The sequence below is a fragment of the Pseudomonas sp. H3_E07 genome (assembly GCF_054668895.1).
Genome location: NZ_CP162795.1, coordinates 3,676,958 through 3,696,228 on the forward strand (window position 1 = coordinate 3,676,958; position 19,271 = coordinate 3,696,228).

The window sequence follows — 19,271 nt, forward strand, 5'->3', positions numbered from 1 at the left end:
AGTTAGATATCCACCTGATGCACCTCTGGAGTTCATGCGACCGACCACACGGATGTGGTCATTACAGGCCCCGGCACTTGTGTTGGGGCCTGTTCTATTGTGGGTCGGATACATTTTGTAGGTTTATGAAGATCAAATGTGGGAGCGGGCTTGCTCGCGAATACAGCGTTTCAGTCGACAATATTGTGACTGACACTCCGTATTCGCGAGCAAGCCCGCTCTCACTTTCAGATGTGTATGGGGGCCGGTTTACTCGGCATCCAGATGCATCGGTGTCACCACCCGCCCATCCTTCTCTGCCTGCCCCAGGTTGGCATCGATGAAGTACACCCGGTCATCCTCCAACTGTCCTTTATCCACCAGGTAGTCCTTGATGGTGCTGGCACGGTCCTGGCCGAGTTGGCGCAGCAGCACGTCACTGCTACTCCAGAACTTGATCACGCCGTCACGAAGCTTCGTGCTACGGTCATCGCTGCTCAGGTCTTTCCATTCGGCCGGTGGTTGTTGTTTCAGGCGAGTGCGGTAGATGCCTTCCAGCAATGGCGCTTTTTCCTTCTCGGGGACGACAAGCAACGATGCCTGGGCCGGCACCTTGTCTCCACGCCGCTGAAGAATCTTGTAGTAGTTGTACTGGTATTCACGCTCCAGTCGTTGGGCCGCCAGGATTGGGCCATCGCTGCTGGCCGCCGCTGTGCCTTCGATCTCCAGGCGCAGGGTAGGGCGTTCTTTCAGAGCTTTGGCCAACGTGTTCAGGGCGCCTTCAGCATCCTTGTTCAGTTCGCTGGAGCCAGCGGCGAACGATACGTTGCCAAGGTCTTCCGAGCCGCCGCCCGTCACCAGACCACCAATAAACTTGAACGGCGCCGTCGCTGCACGCACCACCAGGTTGCGCAGGGTCTGCCAGACAATTGGCATCACGCTGAACTGCGGGTTATTCAGGTCACCCGTCACCGGCAGTTCGATCGAGATTTTGCCGTCAGTGTCCTTGAGCAACGCGATTGCCAGGCGAATCGGCAAGTCCACGGCATCGGCGCTGTCGACTTTTTCACCCAGTTGCAATTGTTCGACCACCACTTTGTTCTCGGCCTTCAGTTGGCCCTTGGTGATCACGTAGTGCAGGTCGAGGTTCAGTCGACCCTTGCGGATACGGAAACCGGCGAACTTGCCGGAGTAGGGCGTCAAGGTGGTCAGCTCTACGCGTTTGAAGCTTGTTGCGATATCCAGCGACGCCATCGGGTCGAATGGGTTCACACTGCCCTTGATGGTCACCGGCGCATAACGGTCAACCTTGCCTTTGATATCGACGCTGGCCGGTTTGGCCTGGCGACTGTCGATGGTGCCGATCTGCCCGTTGAGCTGTTGAATCGCCGTCGCGAAGTTAGGCGTAAGGCTGAAGTCGGCAAAGTTGGCCGAACCGTCGTTGATCGCAATCTGACCGATACGAATGCCCAACGGCTTTTCCTTGCTGGCGGCCTTGGGCGTTTTGTCGGCGGGTTGTGGAATCAACAGGTCATCAACGTTGGTGGTGCGGTCATCGTTGATCATGAAACGTGCATAGGGCTGCAGCAGGTTGACCTTGTCGATCGACAGGCTGTCGCCGTGCTGATAGTTCACGCCTTCGAGCACCAGGCGCTGCCATTTGAGGAAGTCGCGGGTCTTGAGGGTATCCAGGGTGTGCAACTGGTCAACCTGTGCCCGGCCCGTAACCTGGAGCTTCAAGGGATCAGTGCTTTTCAGGTTCACATCGAGATTGCTGCCGAGCATGCCGCTACGCAGTTCCAGGCGGATGAACGGGCTGATATAGGACTGGGCGACCCGCAGGTCGATGTCCTGGGTATTCACTTTCAACTTGGCGCTGACCGGGTTGAGGTTGACCTCGCCGGTCGCCTGAACCTTGCCCTGCTTGCCCAGGCCCGTGTCGACTTTCAACGTGAATGGGCTCTGGTTGAGGCTATCGAAGTTCTGCACATCGACGTTCAGCGGGCCGACTTCCAACGCGACCGCCGGCTTGGCCTGACGGTCAGCCAGGTGCACCTGATAGTTGCGCAGTTGCACGTCCTTGAGCAGCACTTGCCAAGGCTTGCCTGGCGCGACGGGTTCAGCTTTTGGCGAGCCGGCGGTGGCGGGTGCATTTTTGGGCTCGGACGCCGAGTCCGGTTTGCTGGGTTGGCTGGCGAACAGTTTCTGCCAGTCCAATTGCCCATCCGCTTCGAGCGCGGCCCAGGTTTCCAGTTTGTTGCTGCGGATCTTGCCAACGATAACCTGCTGTTTGGCGAGGTCTACCGTCGTTTCGCTGATGTCCAGGCGCTCCAGGCGCACCAAGGGGCGGCCGTCAGGCGCCTTGATGGCAAACGGCGCGATGCTGGCGGCGGTGTTGGTGAGGTTCAGTTCGGTCTCTTTGGCCAGGCTGAACTTGTACGCGGTGCTGAAGTTGAGCACGCCGTCTTCCAGTACCAAGGGCAGTGCGTCGCGTACGTAGGGCCACCAGGCTTTCATCTTGCCATCGGTGACTTTCAATGTGCCCTCGGAAGTCATCGGCACCAGGCTGAAATTACCTTTCCAGTCGATCTGCCCGCCTTCAGGCCCGGCTGCCACCAACGTCATATCGGCGTTGTCTTCAGGCAGGGTACTGAGGTTCTTCAGCTCGAAGTCGAGCTTGTCGTAGAGGAATTCGATGGGCTCGCTGGGGCGCAAGTCTTCAAAATGCACATAGCCGCCGGCCAGCTTGATGCTGTCTATGCGCAGCGGAAACGGCTTGGCATTCGGATCGGTCGGGGTCGGCTCGCTGGGCGGCAATTTGAACAACTGCGCGAGGTTCAATTGGCCGGACTTGTCGAAGAGCAGCTCGGTCTTGGGTTTGTCCAGTTGTATATCTGCCAGGTGCAGGGCGCGGGTCCAGAGGCTGTCGATCTGCAGGTTGGCGTAGAGGCGTTCGAATCCCAGCTGTTCCTTGCCTGGGTCACCGATTTTCAACCCCCATGCTGTCACTTCCAGGCTGAACGGATTGAGCTCGATCCGCTCGATCCGCGCCGGCACCGTGGCGTAATTGGCCAGTTGCTGGTTGGCAATGCGCAGCGCGACACCAGGGAGAATCAGGAAGCCCAGCAAGCTGTACAGGGCGAGTGCGGTCAACAAGGCGCCAGCGGCGCGAATCAATCCTTTGGGCATGGGGCGGCGCCATCTATGTCAATCAGGAGTGCCTTGGAGTATGGCACGGGTTTTCGGTTCCGAAGAACGGGTCCTTTGGGAAACGTCTTACAGCTGCAGTATCAAGGTTTTCAGCGGTGGCTGTTGATCCTGCGAGGGAAAGTCCGCACCTGGCGTCATGACTTTCCAGTCACGCACGGGACGTCCGGCCTTTTCTGCGCAACGCAACACGTGTTCACGCCAGTCTTCCATGCTGACTTTTGCCAAGTTGTTGCAGCAGATCAGCACACCGTTATCAGCTGTTGCCAGCAGCGCGGGCTTGAGCAGGCTCTGGTAGTCGCGCAGCAGGTCGACGGTGCCGAACGCGCTCTTGGCCCAGGCTGGCGGATCGAGCAGCACCAGATCGTATTGACGTTGCTCCAGGCGCGGATAACTGGGCAGCTTTTGCCCGCGGCGCTGGGTGATCGGCAGGCCGGCCAGTTGGCGAATTGCCGGGAAGTAGTCGGACTGTACGAATTCCATGGTCGGCAACTGCGCGTTCAGCAAGCCGTTTTCACGACCGACCGCCAGGTTGCCCTCGGCAAAGTCCAGGTTGCACACCTCACGCGCACCCCCGGCGGCCGCGCTCAGGCCTACGCCGCAGGTATAGGCGAACAGGTTCAGCACACTTTTGCCGGCACTGTGGGCCTTGACCCAGCCACGGGTGTTACGCAAATCAAGGAACAGCAGTGGGTCTTGCCCGGCATGGCGCCCGCGCACGCGGTAATTGAGGCCCCACTCGTGGCCTACCAGGTCTTCCAGTGCAGCGGGCTCGGCACGATAAACCGTGTCGTCGCGGTCAATGCGCGAGTTGCCACGGGAACGGTCGTTGTAGACCAGCAACAACTCCAGGCCCAAGCACTGGTTGACCTGTTGATGCAGGTCCAGCAGTTCTGCGGTTTCCAGGGGGTGGTGGAAGCTCTGGACCAGTAATTGCGGACCGTAGCGGTCGACGGTCAGGCCGCCGGCGCCTTCCTGGCTGCCATGGAACAGGCGGTAGCAGTCGCTGCCTTGGGCGTGCAGCTCATTGATCAGGTCTTGGCGATGATCGAGGGCGGCGCGCAGCGCCTGATGCAGAGGAGACATGGAGCGCGCCTTGCTGGGGAAATGAGGGCGCGAAGTTTAACAGCTATGCGCCGTCGCCTACATCAACCCCATCCGCCGATGGGCCCGTTGCACTGAACCGTTGCGCATCGCCCAGCGCAGCATCGGCGCACTGCGCCTGACCCCGGCACGGATCATCTGGCGTTGCAGTGGGTGCTGGTGCTGGTCGAGCATGGTGCTGGCCCAATCCGGCAGCAGATCGATCCCGGCCTGCATCATCAGGCTGCCAAAGGGTTTGGCCAGCAGGCTGGGGGAGGGTGCATTCAAAAGCAACCGCAGCACTTCTCGGCTGCGCTCGTCGCACAGTAATTGCGGGCGGATACGTGCCAGATAATCCGAAACTTCCTGCCGAGAGCGCGGAACATGCCGCGCGCCCAACTGTTCGGCAACCAGGGCAATTTCACTGTAGTAACGGTCCTGGTCCCGACCTGAAAGACGCGGGTTGCGATAGCGCAGGTGAGCAGCGAGAAAATTACTGACCTCCGCCACATGCACCCAGGTTAACAATTCCGGGTCGCTGGCCGCATAAGGCCGACCATCCGGAGCATGGCCGACGACCTGCAGGTGAATGGTGCGGACTTTTTCGATCAGCCATTCAGCGTCTTTGCGCGAACCAAAAGTCGTACCCGAGATGAATTGCGAGGTACGCCGCAAGCGCCCGAGCATGTCCTGACGAAAGTTCGAGTGGTCCCACACGCCCGCCAGGGCCAATGGATGCAAGGCTTGCAGCATCAAGGCGCTGATGCCGCCGATGAGCATGCTGCTGAAGTCGCCATGGACCTGCCAACTCACCGAATCGGGCCCGAACAGGCCGGGGTCGCCCTTGGGGTTTTCCAGGTCCAGTTGGCCCAGCGACAGGCCGGTCAGGCTCATCAACTGGGTTTCGATGCGGCTGCGGATAAATTCCATGGCGACTCAGGTTTTCCTATCGGTTCAAGCGTTTGTCGATCAAGCCCTCTACGACACTAGGATCGGCGAGGGTCGAGGTATCACCCAGGCTGTCGAGTTCGTTGCAGGCGATCTTGCGCAAAATCCTGCGCATGATCTTGCCGGAGCGGGTTTTCGGCAAGGCCGGGGCCCATTGGATCAGTTCCGGCTTGGCAAAGCTGCCGATTTCCTTACTGACCAACTCCAGCAGGTGCCTTTTCAACGCATCGTCGGGTTCCACCCCATTCATGGGGGTCACAAAGGCATAGATGCCCTGGCCTTTGACGTCATGGGGGTAGCCCACCACAGCGGCCTCTGCCACCAGGTCATGCAGCACCAGGGCGCTTTCCACTTCGGCGGTGCCGATACGGTGGCCGGACACGTTGATCACATCGTCGATGCGCCCGGTGATCCAGTAGTCGCCGTCTTCATCACGCCGTGCGCCGTCACCGGTGAAGTAGTAGCCGGGGTAGGGCTTGAAATAGGTGTCGATCATGCGCTGAGGGTCACCATACACACTGCGGATCTGCCCTGGCCAGCTCGCTTTGATCGCCAGCACGCCACTGCCGGCGCCGCTGAATTCTTTACCCTGTTCGTCCAGCAATACGGGCTGTACGCCAAACATTGGCTGAGTCGCGCAGCCGGGCTTGATACGCTGCGCGCTGACCAAGGGGCTGAGCATGATGCCGCCGGTCTCGGTCTGCCACCAGGTATCCACAATCGGGCAGCGCTGTTCGCCGACGGCGTTGAAGTACCAGTCCCAGGCTTCCGGGTTGATCGGTTCGCCGACGCTGCCCAATAGGCGCAGGCTGGCGCGGGACGTGCTTTCCAACGGCGCGTGGCCTTCACGCATCAACGCCCGCAAGGCGGTGGGCGCGGTGTAGAAAATATTGACCTTGTGCTTGTCGATCACCTGCCAGAAGCGTGAGCTGTCCGGGTAGCTCGGTACGCCTTCGAACATCAGTGAGGTTGCGCCATTGGCCAGCGGGCCGTACACGATGTAACTGTGGCCGGTGACCCAGCCCACGTCGGCAGTGCACCAGAACACTTCGCCATCGCGGTAGTCGAGCACGTATTTGAAGGTCATCGCGGCTTGCAGCAGGTAGCCGCCGGTGGTGTGCAGCACGCCTTTGGGTTTGCCGGTGCTGCCGGAGGTGTAGAGGATGAACAACGGGTCTTCGGCATCCATGGGCTCGGGCGGGCAGTTGTCGCTTGCCGCATCCAGGGCCTGTTGATACTTGAGGTCGCGGCCTTCGCTCCAGTTGATGGTCGCTCCGGTACGCTCCACCACCAGCACCGTGCTCACGTTCGGGCAACTGGCCAGGGCTTTGTCGACGTTCTGCTTAAGTGCCACCGGCTTGCCGCCGCGCACGCCTTCATCAGCGGTGATCACGGTGCGGCAGTCGGCGTCTTGAATACGGTCGCGCAGGGCGTCCGGCGAGAAGCCACCAAATACCACGGAATGCACCGCGCCAATCCGCGTACAGGCGAGCATGGCGTAGGCGGCTTCGGGGATCATCGGCATGTAGATGCACACCCGGTCGCCTTTCTTTACGCCACGGCTTTTCAGCACATTGGCCAGGCGGCTGACGTTCTGGTGCAGTTGGCGGTAGGTGATTTTGCAAGACTTTGCAGGATCATCGCCCTCCCAGATGAAGGCGGGCTGCTCGGCGCGTTGCGCCAGGTGGCGGTCGATGCAGTTGTAGCTGACGTTCAGTTGGCCGCCGGCAAACCAATGGGCGGCGCCGGTGTTGATGTCTGAGCGTTGAACGGTGTGCCACGGGGTTATCCAGTCGAGAAAGCCTTTGGCCTGTTCGGCCCAGAAGGTATCCGGCTGTTCGATGGATTGGCGATAGAGGCGCTTATAGTCCTCTTGACTGAGTTGCGCAGCCCGACGGACGGCATCGGCGGTGGGGAACGTGCTGATATCGAACATGAGCAATCCTTATTCTTGTTTTCGCGACAAGTCATAAAGATGCACCCTGCACGGTGAGGGTTCAAGGCCAACGTCCAAACGGATGTTGGCCTTGCGATACCTGGATCAGCCGCGGTGACGACCGCGGAAGTAGTTGATCAGGCCCTGGGTCGAAGCATCCTCGGCCGAGGTTTCTTCGGCGCCGGTCAGGCGGTTGTAGACGCCCTTGCCCAGCTCTTTACCCAGTTCCACACCCCATTGGTCGAACGCGTTGATACCCCAGATCACGCTCTGCACGAACACTTTGTGCTCATACATCGCGACCAGCGCACCCAAGCGACGCGGGCTGATGCGCTCAACCACAATGGTGTTGCTCGGGCGGTTGCCCGGAATCACCTTGTGCGGTGCCAGCTTCTGCACGTCTTCTTCCGGGATGCCCTTGTCACGCAGCTCGGCTTCGGCTTCGGCGCGGGTCTTGCCGAGCATCAATGCCTGGCTCTGGGACAGGCAGTTGGCGTAGAGCCACTGATGGTGGTCGGACACCGGGTTGAAGCTGACGATCGGCACGATGAAGTCGGCCGGGATCAGTTGGGTCCCCTGGTGCAGCAACTGGTGATAGGCGTGCTGACCGTTGCAACCCACGCCACCCCAGATCACTGGACCGGTATCGGTCCCCACTGGGGTGCCATCCTGGCGCACGCTCTTACCGTTGGATTCCATGTCCAGCTGTTGCAAGTGTTTGGTAATGTTACGCAGGTAGTGGTCGTACGGCAGGATCGCATGGCTCTGCGCACCCCAGAAGTTGCCGTACCACACACCCAGCAGGCCCAGCAGCACCGGCATGTTGGCTTCGAAGGGCGCGTTCTGGAAATGCTGGTCCATGGTGTAGGCACCGGACAGCAGTTCCTTGAAGTTGGACATGCCGATCGCCAGGGCGATTGGCAAGCCGATGGCCGACCACAGCGAGTACCGTCCGCCAACCCAGTCCCACATCGGGAAGATGTTTTCTTCACGGATACCAAAGGCCACCGCCGCCGCGTTATTGCTCGATACGGCGATGAAGTGGCGGTACAGCTCGGCTTCCGAGCCACCCTGGGCCAGGTACCAGGCGCGAGCGGCCTGGGCGTTTTTCAGGGTTTCCAGGGTGTTGAAGGATTTCGACGAAACGATGAACAGCGTGGTCTCGGCGCGCAGCTTCATGGTCAGCTCATGGAACTCGCTGCCGTCAATGTTCGCCAGGTAATGGCAGCGCACGCCTTTGTGGGCGTAGGACAACAGCGCTTCGGAGACCAGCTCCGGACCGAGGAACGAGCCACCGATACCGATGTTCACCACGTCGGTTATCGGCTTCTCGGTGTAGCCACGCCACAGGCCGTCGTGGATGCGGCCGACCAGGTCAGTGATCTGGTTCAGCACCTTGTGCACGTCCGGCATGATGTTCACGCCGTTCACCGACAGCTTGTCGCCCACCGGGCGGCGCAGGGCGGTGTGCAGGGCCGGGCGGCCTTCGGAGGAGTTGACCGGCTCACCGGCATACAGCGAGTTGATCGCGTCTTTGAGGCCGACTTCTTCGGCGAGGCCCACGAGCAGGTCGCGGGTTTCGCTGGTGATCAGGTTTTTCGAGTAATCGAGGAAAAGTCCGCAGCTGCTCAGGGTGAACTGGGAAAAACGCTGTGGATCGGCATTGAACGCTTCGCGCATGCTGAAATCCTGCATGGCTTGGCGATGTTGATTGAGCGCTTGCCAGGCGGGCAGAGCGGTAACGTCATGAGGGGTGCGGTAGTACGCCATCGCTGCGGGTTTCCTTTTATTACGGGGACTGCCTTTAGGACACTTCTAAGCCCGGAACGTCCAGTCTTTCATCAAGCAATGGGTTCCGGACAGCGCTAACCATAGCGCCGGGCGATTACATTAAACCTAGCGTGTCGATATGTCTTGGCTTTGTCTGCGCTCAGGCCGGTACTTTTTTATACCGGCACTTTTTATTTACGCAACGAGGAGGGCAATTTGGAGCGGGTCAGTCGAGGGTCAGGTGCAGATTGTCGATGAGTCGGGTGGCGCCCAGATAAGCGGCTACCAGTATCACGATATCCCGGTCCTCGGCCGTGGCCGGGCGCAAATGCACGCCCTGGCGCACTTCGAGGTAGTCCAGGCGCAGCCCGGCGGCTTCGATCTGCTGGACCTGTTCGGCACGCAGCTTGGCAAAGTCGTGGTCACCGGCTTTGATCGCTGCACCGATCTGGCTGAGGCAGCGGTACAGCACCGGCGCAATGGCCCGTTGTTCGTCGGAGAGGTAGCCGTTGCGCGACGATAGCGCGAGACCGTCGTCGGCGCGTACGGTGGGCTCGCCAATGATTTGGATCGGCATGTTCAGGTCATGGACCATGGCGCGGATCACCGCCAGTTGCTGGTAATCCTTCTGGCCAAATACCGCCATGTCCGGCTGGACCATATTGAACAGCTTGCTGACCACCGTCGCCACGCCTTCGAAGTGCCCCGGACGGCTGGCGCCGCACAGGCCTTCAGACAGTTGCGGCACGCTGACACGGGTCTGGCCGGTCATGCCGCCGGGGTACATTTCCTCGACGGTGGGCGCGAATAACAGGTTGCAGCCGGCTTGCAGCAGCTTTTCCTGGTCGGCTGCCAGCGTGCGCGGATACTTGTCCAGGTCTTCGCCGGCGCCAAACTGCAACGGGTTGACGAAGATGCTGGCGACTACGAAATCCGCCTGCTGGGCGGCCTTGGTCACCAAAGTGGCATGGCCGCTGTGCAGGTTGCCCATGGTCGGCACAAAGCCAATGCGCTTGCCGGCATTGCGGGCGTGGGTCACAGCGGCCCGCAGTTCACGTACGGTTTTTACGGTGTTCATGCAGAAAATCCGTGTTCGGCGCCAGGGAAGGTCACCGCTTTGACTTCGGCGACGTAGGCACTCAGTGCGGCGTGAATGCTGTCCTGGCCGGCCATGAAGTTCTTCACGAACTTCGGCACACGGCCGCTGATCGACAGGCCGAGCATGTCGTGCAATACCAGCACCTGGCCATCGGTGGCCGAGCCTGCGCCAATGCCGATCACCGGTACCTTCACCGCCTGAGTAATTTCTGCCGCCAGCTCGCTCGGCACGCATTCGAGCAGGATCATTGCCGCGCCCGCCTGTTCCAGGGCGATGGCATCCGCGCGCATCTGCCGCGCCTGGGCCTCATTGCGGCCTTGTACCTTGTAGCCGCCGAGGATGTTCACCGACTGTGGCATCAGGCCCATGTGCGCACACACCGGCACGCCGCGTTCCGCCAGCAGGCGGATCGACTCGGCCAGCCACACTGCGCCTTCAACTTTGATCATGTGCGCACCGGCTTGCATCAGCTTGCCGGCATTCTGAAACGTCTGTTCGAGCGTCGCGTAACCCATGAACGGCAGGTCGGCGATGATGAAGGCACCATCGTTGCCGCGCTTGACGCTGGCGGTGTGGTACGCAAGTTCATCGGTGGTGACGGGCAGGGTGCTGTCATTCCCTTGAAGAACCATGCCCAGGGAGTCGCCCACCAGCAGCACTTCAACACCCGCCTGGCAACTGGCGTGGGCGAAGGTGGCGTCATAGCAGGTCAGCATGGTGATTTTTTCACCTTTGAGCTTGAGGCTCTGCAAGGTGGTCAGGGTAATGTCTGGCATGAAAAGGGTCCTCGTTCAGGCGCTTGGAAACAGCGAGTAACGCGCGTGAGTCTTCGTTTATACAGGCGCACCGTCTTGAGAGCAGTGCTTATAAGGCCTGGATTGCGCCCTTTAGCGCCGGGTTGGCGGCAGCGGGACGCCTATAGTCGTGAGGAGGGCACGGGAAGTCAATTGGATGTGTTACCGCATTGTTACGATGGCGGTGTTACCGCTGTTACTGACGCGATTCAGCAAGTGGGAAAGCGATTTTGAGTGCGCAGGTGATCGAAATGTGGGAGCAGGCAAGCCAGCTCCCACATTGAGCGAGTCAGTCTTGGGGCAGGCGTTCCAGGCCGACAAACGGGCAGGCGGCCAGCAGTTCGCTGAGCGTCTGACCGTTGGGCAGTTGCAGCGCGACGGGCGCCAGTTCAGCCAGCGGATACAGCACAAACGCCCGCAGGTGCATTTGATAGTGCGGCACCTTGAGGCGCGGCTCGTCGATCAGGCGATCGCCAAACAACAGGATGTCCAGGTCGAGCGTGCGTGGGCCCCAGCGCTCAAGGCGTTCGCGGCCTTGGTCGTTCTCGATGGCTTGCAACGCATCCAGCAGCGCCAGGGGCGCAAGGTTGCTGTCCAAGGCAGCAACCGCATTGGTATAGCGCGGTTGGCCTGGGAGCAGGGAGTCACTTTGATAAAAGGCGGAGACGCCGGCGACGGTGGTGCCTGGCAATCGGGCCAGTGCTTCGACAGCGCTGCGCAATTGCTGAGCCGGGGCAGCCAGGTTGCTGCCCATGCCGATGTAGATGCGTTCCACGTTTATTCGCCCGCAGCGCCCGAGGCGTCAGCCGAACTGCGCTTGCGTTTGGTGCCGCTGCGACGACGCTTCTTAGGGCCAGCGCCTTCGCCATCGCCTTTGCTGCCGAGCTCACGAATCATGTCGCGGCGCCCGCTGTCATTGGCGTCCTGGTAATCGGTCCACCATTCGCCCAGGCCGTCGGTCTGCTCGCCGGCACTTTCGCGCAGCAGCAGGAAGTCGTAGCCGGCGCGGAAGCGTGGGTTGTCCAGCAACAGGTCAGCGCGCTTGCCGCTGCGGCGAGGCAGACGCTCCTGCATGTCCCAGATCTCGCGGATCGGCATGGTGAAGCGTTTCGGGATGGCGATGCGCTGGCACTGCTCGGCGATCAACTCATGGGCGGCTTCCTGCATGGCCGGGATCGGCGGCATGCCACGTTCCTGCAAGCGCAGTACGCGTTTGGGCAAGGCTGGCCACAACAGCGCTGCAAACAGGAACGCCGGGGTGACCGGCTTGTTCTGCTTGATGCGCAGGTCGGTGTTGATCAGCGCTTCGCTGATCAGGGTATGGGTGTACGTCGGGTTGTATTCCAAAGCCTCGGCGCTGGCCGGGAACAGCGGGTCGAACAACTGCAGATCCACCAGCATTTCAAAGGTGTCGGCGGCATAACCCGAGAGGAATAGTTTGAGCACTTCTTCGAACAGGCGCGCCGAGGGGATCTCTCGCAGCATCGGGGCCAGTTCGCGAATCGGCGCGGCGGTATGGCGCTCGATGCCGAAGTTCAGCTTGGCAGCAAAACGCACGGCCCGCAGCATGCGTACCGGGTCTTCCTGGTAGCGCTGGACGGGGTCACCGATCAGGCGGATCAGGTTGTTGCGAATGTCGTGTACGCCATTGGCGTAATCGAGGATGCGCTCGCTGACCGGGTCGTAATACAGGGCGTTGATGGTGAAGTCGCGGCGTTGCGCGTCTTCTTCCAGGGTGCCGTAAACGTTGTCGCGCAGGATGCGCCCGCTTTCGTTGCGGGAGGACTGATTGGTGTCTTCCTCTTCATCGTTTTGCGGATGGCCGGCACGGAACGTCGCGACTTCGATGATTTCGCGACCGAAGTGAATATGCACCAGCTTGAAGCGTCGGCCGATGATCCGCGCATTGCGGAATTCGGCACGCACTTGCTCAGGCGTGGCGCTGGTGGCGACGTCGAAGTCCTTGGGTGTGATATTGAGCAGCATGTCGCGAACGCACCCGCCCACCAGATAAGCCTGGTAGCCGGCGTTCTGCAAACGTTCGACGATGTTCACGGCGTAACGGCTGAATTGAGCGCGTTGCAGCGAATGTTGGCTGCTGTTGAGCACTTCAGGCGTGCTGCGTTTGTGTTGCGTACGACGCAAGGGAGAACGGAATGACTGGAACAACTTCTTCAGCATGGGATGCACTGTTTGAAGGAATGTTCGGCCATAACGAAGAATGACCGCATGATGGGCGGGGATTCTAGCATTTAGTCAGGGGATGGTGTAGGAACAAGCTGCAGGCATTGCGCCGTAAGCGTTGAAAGGTCAAATTGCAGAAACTACAAGGGGAGCCGAAGCTCCCCCAGAAGTAGTTGCGTGCTCTATTTTTATTATTGGTTTCGGGCTTCTTGTTTTTGTTGATCGCCCTCGCCATGAAGTTTCACCTTCATGACACTCCCAATCGGGAGTCAAGAGCAAACGGATTGCTTTGGTCGCTGTGTTGCTGATCTACGATCCAACCAGTTCAGGCTCTGCCTTAGGGCAGTTTTTGTTGTTCTCGGCCTGGTTGCGGGGCAAGCCCCAAATGCAACGCCTCTCCAAAAGAATCAGTTAGCTGCGCCTCCGCCGTGTTGTTTTTGTTATGCGTGAGTCGATTCGTCTTATTTTTATTGTCTTGTACAAAGCTTGTTATTGTTTTTGTACTAAGCATATAGCAGGGTGCGTGCCAACTTTTGCGCCGCCCAGTAAAACCGGGGGTTTGAGGTGGTTTCGGGTTTTTGACGGACCAAAAAAAGCCGGGGCTTCGTTACCGTAAGCCCCGGCTTTTGTTACGCGAAATATCCGCGGTAACAGTTTTTTCACCTCTGTGGGTGTTACCTGTGGGGGCGCCCCCTCAACTCTCGCTGGCGACTCCGGTCTTGCGTCGAGGAATGCCCAGGCGCTGGCGGCGTTCCCACAGGCATTTACGGCTCACGCCCAGTTTGCGCGCCAGCTCGGTCTCGGTCATATGGTCCTGATGCTCAAGGACAAAATGCTGGAAGTAATCCTCCAGTGACAGATCCTCAGTCGGCTCATGGCTGGTATTGCTACCGCCCTGTGAGGGCGCCAGGCCGATGAAATCATCGTCCTCCAGGTCACTCAGCTCGATATCGATGCCCAGCAGCTCGGCGGAAATTTCCGGGCTTTCGGACAGGATCACCGCACGTTCAACCGCGTTTTCCAGCTCGCGCACGTTACCAGGCCACGAATAATGCCGAATCGCCTGCTCAGCGTCCGGCGCAAACTTCAGGTCGGTACGGTTGATGCGTGCGCTCTGGCGCAGCAGGAAGGCGTGGGCGATCTCGTTGACGTCGGCGCCACGTTCACGCAGGGCCGGCAGCTTGAGGGCGATCACGTGCAGGCGGTAATACAGGTCTTCACGGAACTGGCCGATCTTGGCCAGGCTCTTGAGGTCGCGGTGGGTCGCCGCGATCAGGCGCACATCGACCTTTTGCGATTGAACCGAGCCTACCCGGCGGATTTCACCTTCCTGAAGCACGCGCAGCAACCGCGCTTGTGCTTCCAGCGGCAGTTCGCCGATCTCATCGAGGAACAGCGTGCCGCCGTCCGCCGCTTCCACCAGGCCCGCACGCCCGGCGCTTGCACCGGTAAACGCGCCTTTCTCGTGGCCGAACAGTTCGGACTCGATCAGGGATTCGGGGATCGCCGCGCAGTTCACCGAGATCATCGGCGCCTTGGCGCGTTTGGACAGATTGTGCAGCGCGCGGGCCACCAGCTCTTTACCGGTGCCCGACTCGCCCTGGATCAAGACATTTGAGTCAGTCGGCGCGACTTTGCGGATCTTGCCGTACAGGTCCTGCATCGGTGGGCAGGAGCCGATGATGCCGATCTCGCCGTTGCTGTTGTCGACGCCTGGTTTGTCGGCGGCTTTTCCCGCCGGACGTTGCTCGGCGGGCGCACTGCTGGCCGACTGGCGGTCCCGCAGGATGCGGGCCACGGCCTGAAGCATCTCGTCATGGTCGAAAGGCTTGGCGATGTAGTCCACCGCGCCCATCTTCATGGAGTCCACTGCCGAGCGCAGGCTGGCGTAGCTGGTCATGATCAGCACCGGTGTGCCCTGGCCAAGCTTGATCAACTCGGTGCCAGGCGCGCCAGGCAGGCGCAGGTCACTGACAATCAGGTCGAACGTGGGAATGCTGAAACGCTCCTGGGCTTCCTGCACCGAGCCGGCTTCGCTGACTTGGTACTGATTACGTTCAAGCAGGCGACGCAAGGCAGAGCGGATAATGGTTTCGTCTTCGACGATCAAAATGTGCGGCATTGATTCAATTCTCTCGACGGTCTCAGTTCACAGCGGACGTCGCTTCGACATGACGCGGCAAGGTCACCCGAATACGGGTGCCGCGTTGGCTTTCGGTGTCAGCCGGGCTGTCGATGGTGATTTGTCCATAATGCTCTTCAACGATGGAATAGACCAGTGCAAGGCCCAGACCGGTACCTTCACCTGGGTCCTTGGTGGTGAAGAAGGGTTCGAACAATCGGTCCATGATGTTCTGTGGAATACCGCTACCTTCATCTTCGACGATCAGATCGACCGTATGTTCGAAAGCCTCGGTCTTGACGCGTACCGCGCCGCCGGCCGGGGTGGCGTCACGGGCGTTGGACAACAGGTTGATCAGCACTTGTGCCAGGCGCTGTGAGTCGCCATCGACCCAATGGTCGGGGTCGCACAAGTTGAAAAACTGTACTTCGAAATTGCGCCGGTTCAAGGCCAGCAGCCCAATGGCATCCTGCGCCACTTCGGCCAGGCAGACGGCTTCGTCCTGGTTCTGGTGCGCGCCGGCGTGGGCGAAGCTCATCAACGACTGCACGATGCGTGAAACACGCTTGGTCTGTTCGAGGATCTGCCCGCTGATCTCGGTGATTTCGCCATCTTCTTCGCGCTCTTCCCGCAGGTTCTGCGCCAGGCAAGCGATACCGGTGATCGGATTGCCGATTTCATGGGCCACACCCGCCGCCAGTCGGCCGATGCTCGCCAGGCGCTCGGAGTGCACCAGCTTGTCTTCGAGCATCTGGGTGTCGGTCAGGTCTTCCACCAGCAACACCAAGCCGCTGTTACCGGGTGCCAAAGGCTCGTCGATAGCGGCTTTGTGCAGGTTGAGCCAACGGGTCTGGCCGTCGAGCGCCAGGTGCTGTTTGTGCAAGTGTTCGTCGGGCAGGTTGATGAAGCCTTGCAGCAACTCTTTCCAGGGATCGCCCAAGGTATTGAGGCGCGAACCGACCACGCGCTGCGCGGCGATACCGGTGAGCTCTTCCATGGCCTTGTTCCACATCAGGATCTCCTGATCCTTGGCCAGGGAGCACACGCCCATCGGCAATTCCTGCAGGGTCTGGCGGTGGTAGCGGCGCAAGGCATCGAGTTCGGCGGCGAGGCCAGTAAGGCGTGAGTGGTAATCCTCCAGTCGGCTTTCGATGAAATGGATGTCTTCGGTCACGTAGTTTTCGCCGCCGGCCTTGTAAGGCAGGAAGGTTTCCACCATGTCCTGGGACACGCTCGGTCCCATCAGCCCGGACAGGTTGGCTTCAATGCGGTCACGCAGACGGCGCAGCGCGTACGGGCGCCGTTCATCGAACGGCAGATAGAGATCGCGCAGCGCCTGCTCGACTTCCTTCTGCGCCGCTTTTGCGCCCAGTGGCTTGGCCAGTTGCGTGGCGAATTCCTGGGGGGAAGCCGCATGCAATTCGCGTCGCTGTGGGCGGCGTACGTTATCCACCGCGCAGGCCTCGGCGGCGCTGGTTTCTTCCGGACTGGCGTTGGTGAACAGCGAGATCAGGGTGAACATCAAGACGTTGGCGGCCAGGGAAGCAATCGCGGCCATGTGCCAACTGGTGTCATCCAGCACGTAGATCATGTTCAGCAATGGGATGTAGAAGCCTTGCAGGTTGCCGACCAGCGGTAACAGCATGGTCACGACCCACACCAGGATCCCCGCCAGCAACCCGGCGATGAAACCGCGGCGATTGGCGGTCGGCCAATACAGCACCGACAGCACGCCCGGCAGGAACTGCAAGGTCGCGACAAACGCGACGATGCCGAGGTTGGCCAGGTCTTGGCCTGCGCCCAGCAACAGGTAGAACCCGTAGCCGGCCATGATGATTGCGACGATCAGCGCGCGGCGTGTCCATTTCAGCCAGCGGTAGATATTGCCTTCGGCCGGCGGCTGATACAGCGGCAGCACCAGATGATTGAGCGCCATGCCGGAAAGTGCCAGGGTTGTGACGATGATCAGTCCGCTGGCCGCTGACAAGCCACCGACATAAGCCAGCAGCGCCAAGGCCGGGCTGTTGGCGGCGATGCCGATGCCGAGGGTGAAGTATTCAGGGTTGGTGGTGGCGCCCAGCTTCAAGCCTGCCCACAGGATCAGCGGCACCGCCAGGCTCATCAACAGCAGGAATAACGGCAAGCCCCAACTGGCACTGACCAGCGAGCGCGGGTTGAGGTTTTCGGTGAAGGTCATGTGGTACATGTGCGGCATCACGATGGCTGAGGCGAAGAACACCAGCAGCAGCGTGCGCCATGGGCCTTCCTGCAATGGGGTGTGCAGGGCGGCGAGGGCGGTCTGGTTTTGCAGCAGCCACAGTTCCAACTGCTGCGGGCCATCGAATACGCCGTAAAGCGCATACAGGCCGACGCCGCCAATGGCGATCAGCTTGATCACTGACTCAAAGGCAATCGCAAACACCAGGCCTTCATGTTTTTCACGGGTGGCGATATGGCGCGAGCCGAAGAAAATCGTGAACAGCGTGATCAGCGCACAGAAGGCCAGGGCGACGCGGTGTTGCACCGGCTCACGGGTCAGGATGCTGATGGAGTCGGCCACCGCCTGGATTTGCAGGGCCAGCAATGGCAATACGCCGATCAGCATGAAAATGGTGGTCAGCGCGCCGGCCCAGGTACTGCGAAAGCGGAAGGCAAACAGGTCGGCGAGGGATGACAGCTGGTAAGTACGGGTGATCTTCAGGATCGGGTACAGCAGCACCGGTGCCAGCAAAAAGGCGCCGGACACGCCTAGGTAACTGGACAAAAAGCCATAGCCGTACTGATAGGCCAGGCCCACAGTGCCATAGAACGCCCAGGCACTGGCGTATACGCCGAGGGACAGGGTGTAGGTCAACGGATGGCGAATGATCGCCCGCGGAATCATTCCGCGCTCACTGATCCAGGCCACCCCGAACAGCGCGGCCAGGTAGGCGGCGCTGATCAGCAGCATCTGGGTGAGGCTAAAGCTCATCGGCATCTTTTTGGCTCTGCAGGATGAAAGTCACGACGATCAGGATCAGCCACAGCAGATAAGGGCGGTACCAGGCGCCCGTGGCGTCGATCCACCAATCCATGATGGCGGGGGAGAACAGGTAGATCCCGACGACCAGCAGCAGGACCAATCGATAGATGTACATGTTGGCCTCTGTGTAAAAACGTGCGGCGATGGTAACGGATGCCGGGCAAGCTGCAAGCGCCTTCAGCTCAATTGCGCTTCGGCCAGCGTGAGTGTGCGCGGGATCCGGCTGGCATCCCAGTGCGCAATGCCCCAATCCAGCAGCTCCCGTGGGCTGGCGTGCAACAGCTCAGCGCCGGGTTGCTGGCCGAGGGCGCGCAGTGCTCTCAATAGCAAAGGCGTCGCCTGGTCGGGTGTCAGTGGCGGGGAGCGGTAGGATTTGCCCAACTTGTTGCCGTCCGGCTGAATAATCAGCGGCACATGCAGGTAGCGTGGTTGGCGCAGGCCCAGTAGTTCTTGCAGGTAAAGCTGGCGTGGCGTGGAGTCGAGCAGGTCGGCACCGCGCACGATGTCGGTCACACCTTGCCAGGCATCGTCGAGCACCACAGCCAATTGATAGGCATAAAGGCCGTCGCGGCGACGGATGACGAAGTCGCCTACATCGCGGCCCAGGTGCTGTCGGAATTCGCCTTGGACGCGGTCGGTAAAGTGGTACTCAAGTTCGGGAACGCGCAGACGGATGGCGGCGTCTTGCTGGGCGTGACCAACATTACGGCACAGGCCGGGGTAGATGCCGTTGTAAGGCTCCAGTTGTTTGCGTGAGCAGGTGCAGGCGTAGGCCAGGCCGTGGTTGAACAGGCCGTTCAGCACGTTGGCGTAGGCATCGTGCCGCTCGCTTTGTCGGACCAGTTCGCCGTCCCATTCAAAGCCATAGCTTTCCAGTGCGTGCAGGATTGCCGCCTGGGCACCGGGCTCTTCGCGGGGCGGGTCAAGGTCTTCCATGCGCATCAGCCAGCGGCCTTGGTTGGCGCGGGCGTCGAGGTAGGAGGCGAGGGCGGCGACCAGAGAACCGAAATGCAAATGGCCGCTGGGCGTGGGGGCGAAGCGCCCGATATAGGTAGAGGCTGTCATGGGCCGGATACTACTGGAAATTCGGTAAACGCCAGCAACAAAAATGGGGCGTTCGCACGCCC

13 protein-coding genes are annotated in these 19,271 nt (G+C 60.4%); all 13 read right to left on the minus strand.

Annotated elements, in window-relative coordinates; genetic code table 11:
• Window positions 1-249: 249 nt before the first annotated feature.
• A complete protein-coding gene (locus tag AB4O08_RS16835) occupies window positions 250-3,168 on the minus strand; it encodes a DUF748 domain-containing protein (protein WP_021492889.1) in 2,919 nt (972 codons plus the stop codon).
• 87 nt (window positions 3,169-3,255) lie between these two features.
• Window positions 3,256-4,272: a class I SAM-dependent rRNA methyltransferase gene (locus AB4O08_RS16840; RefSeq protein ID WP_460114229.1), complete on the minus strand. Its 1,017-nt coding sequence runs from the start codon at window positions 4,270-4,272 to the stop codon at window positions 3,256-3,258.
• Between the two features lie 57 nt (window positions 4,273-4,329).
• Window positions 4,330-5,199 (minus strand): oxygenase MpaB family protein, encoded by an 870-nt coding sequence (locus AB4O08_RS16845; protein ID WP_010206586.1) that lies wholly within the window; start codon window positions 5,197-5,199, stop codon window positions 4,330-4,332.
• A 16-nt stretch (window positions 5,200-5,215) separates the two neighbouring features.
• A complete protein-coding gene (gene acs / locus AB4O08_RS16850; protein ID WP_045791627.1) occupies window positions 5,216-7,153 on the minus strand; it encodes an acetate--CoA ligase in 1,938 nt (645 codons plus the stop codon).
• Between the two features lie 105 nt (window positions 7,154-7,258).
• Window positions 7,259-8,923, minus strand: a complete 1,665-nt coding sequence (pgi, locus tag AB4O08_RS16855; protein WP_010206584.1) for a glucose-6-phosphate isomerase — start codon at window positions 8,921-8,923, stop codon at window positions 7,259-7,261.
• Between the two features lie 226 nt (window positions 8,924-9,149).
• Window positions 9,150-10,001, minus strand: a complete 852-nt coding sequence (gene panC / locus AB4O08_RS16860) for a pantoate--beta-alanine ligase (protein WP_021492887.1) — start codon at window positions 9,999-10,001, stop codon at window positions 9,150-9,152.
• Complete coding sequence (panB, locus tag AB4O08_RS16865) at window positions 9,998-10,798, minus strand: 3-methyl-2-oxobutanoate hydroxymethyltransferase (protein WP_460114230.1); 801 nt, start codon at window positions 10,796-10,798, stop codon at window positions 9,998-10,000. Before panB ends, panC begins: the two co-directional genes overlap by 4 nt.
• A 307-nt stretch (window positions 10,799-11,105) precedes the next feature.
• Window positions 11,106-11,591 carry a 2-amino-4-hydroxy-6-hydroxymethyldihydropteridine diphosphokinase gene (gene folK / locus AB4O08_RS16870; protein WP_010206580.1) on the minus strand — a complete coding sequence of 162 codons (486 nt, stop codon included), beginning with the start codon at window positions 11,589-11,591 and terminating at the stop codon, window positions 11,106-11,108.
• A gap of 2 nt (window positions 11,592-11,593) precedes the next feature.
• Window positions 11,594-12,997 carry a polynucleotide adenylyltransferase PcnB gene (locus AB4O08_RS16875; RefSeq protein WP_010206578.1) on the minus strand — a complete coding sequence of 468 codons (1,404 nt, stop codon included), beginning with the start codon at window positions 12,995-12,997 and terminating at the stop codon, window positions 11,594-11,596.
• Between the two features lie 697 nt (window positions 12,998-13,694).
• Complete coding sequence (locus AB4O08_RS16880) at window positions 13,695-15,122, minus strand: sigma-54-dependent transcriptional regulator (RefSeq protein ID WP_021492886.1); 1,428 nt, start codon at window positions 15,120-15,122, stop codon at window positions 13,695-13,697.
• A gap of 22 nt (window positions 15,123-15,144) precedes the next feature.
• Window positions 15,145-18,099 carry a sensor histidine kinase gene (locus AB4O08_RS16885; RefSeq protein WP_021492885.1) on the minus strand — a complete coding sequence of 985 codons (2,955 nt, stop codon included), beginning with the start codon at window positions 18,097-18,099 and terminating at the stop codon, window positions 15,145-15,147.
• The gene (locus AB4O08_RS16890; RefSeq protein ID WP_003176118.1) at window positions 18,083-18,259 is read right to left on the minus strand and encodes a hypothetical protein; all 177 of its coding nucleotides are present in this window, start codon (window positions 18,257-18,259) and stop codon (window positions 18,083-18,085) included. The genes AB4O08_RS16885 and AB4O08_RS16890 overlap by 17 nt, the downstream gene beginning before the upstream one ends.
• 62 nt (window positions 18,260-18,321) lie before the next feature.
• Window positions 18,322-19,209 (minus strand): tRNA glutamyl-Q(34) synthetase GluQRS, encoded by an 888-nt coding sequence (gene gluQRS, locus AB4O08_RS16895; RefSeq protein WP_010206571.1) that lies wholly within the window; start codon window positions 19,207-19,209, stop codon window positions 18,322-18,324.
• Window positions 19,210-19,271 lie beyond the last annotated feature (62 nt).

What these genes read in the sequence shown, in the direction of transcription:
- AB4O08_RS16890 (WP_003176118.1), bottom strand. Translation starts at nt 18,259, where the DNA reads ATGTACATCTATCGATTGGTCCTGCTGCTGGTCGTCGGGATCTACCTG.
- AB4O08_RS16835 (WP_021492889.1), bottom strand. Translation starts at nt 3,168, where the DNA reads ATGCCCAAAGGATTGATTCGCGCCGCTGGCGCCTTGTTGACCGCACTC.
- panC (WP_021492887.1), bottom strand. Translation starts at nt 10,001, where the DNA reads ATGAACACCGTAAAAACCGTACGTGAACTGCGGGCCGCTGTGACCCAC.
- acs (WP_045791627.1), bottom strand. Translation starts at nt 7,153, where the DNA reads ATGTTCGATATCAGCACGTTCCCCACCGCCGATGCCGTCCGTCGGGCT.
- panB (WP_460114230.1), bottom strand. Translation starts at nt 10,798, where the DNA reads ATGCCAGACATTACCCTGACCACCTTGCAGAGCCTCAAGCTCAAAGGT.
- AB4O08_RS16845 (WP_010206586.1), bottom strand. Translation starts at nt 5,199, where the DNA reads ATGGAATTTATCCGCAGCCGCATCGAAACCCAGTTGATGAGCCTGACC.
- AB4O08_RS16880 (WP_021492886.1), bottom strand. Translation starts at nt 15,122, where the DNA reads ATGCCGCACATTTTGATCGTCGAAGACGAAACCATTATCCGCTCTGCC.
- AB4O08_RS16885 (WP_021492885.1), bottom strand. Translation starts at nt 18,099, where the DNA reads ATGCCGATGAGCTTTAGCCTCACCCAGATGCTGCTGATCAGCGCCGCC.
- AB4O08_RS16875 (WP_010206578.1), bottom strand. Translation starts at nt 12,997, where the DNA reads ATGCTGAAGAAGTTGTTCCAGTCATTCCGTTCTCCCTTGCGTCGTACG.
- AB4O08_RS16840 (WP_460114229.1), bottom strand. Translation starts at nt 4,272, where the DNA reads ATGTCTCCTCTGCATCAGGCGCTGCGCGCCGCCCTCGATCATCGCCAA.
- pgi (WP_010206584.1), bottom strand. Translation starts at nt 8,923, where the DNA reads ATGGCGTACTACCGCACCCCTCATGACGTTACCGCTCTGCCCGCCTGG.
- gluQRS (WP_010206571.1), bottom strand. Translation starts at nt 19,209, where the DNA reads ATGACAGCCTCTACCTATATCGGGCGCTTCGCCCCCACGCCCAGCGGC.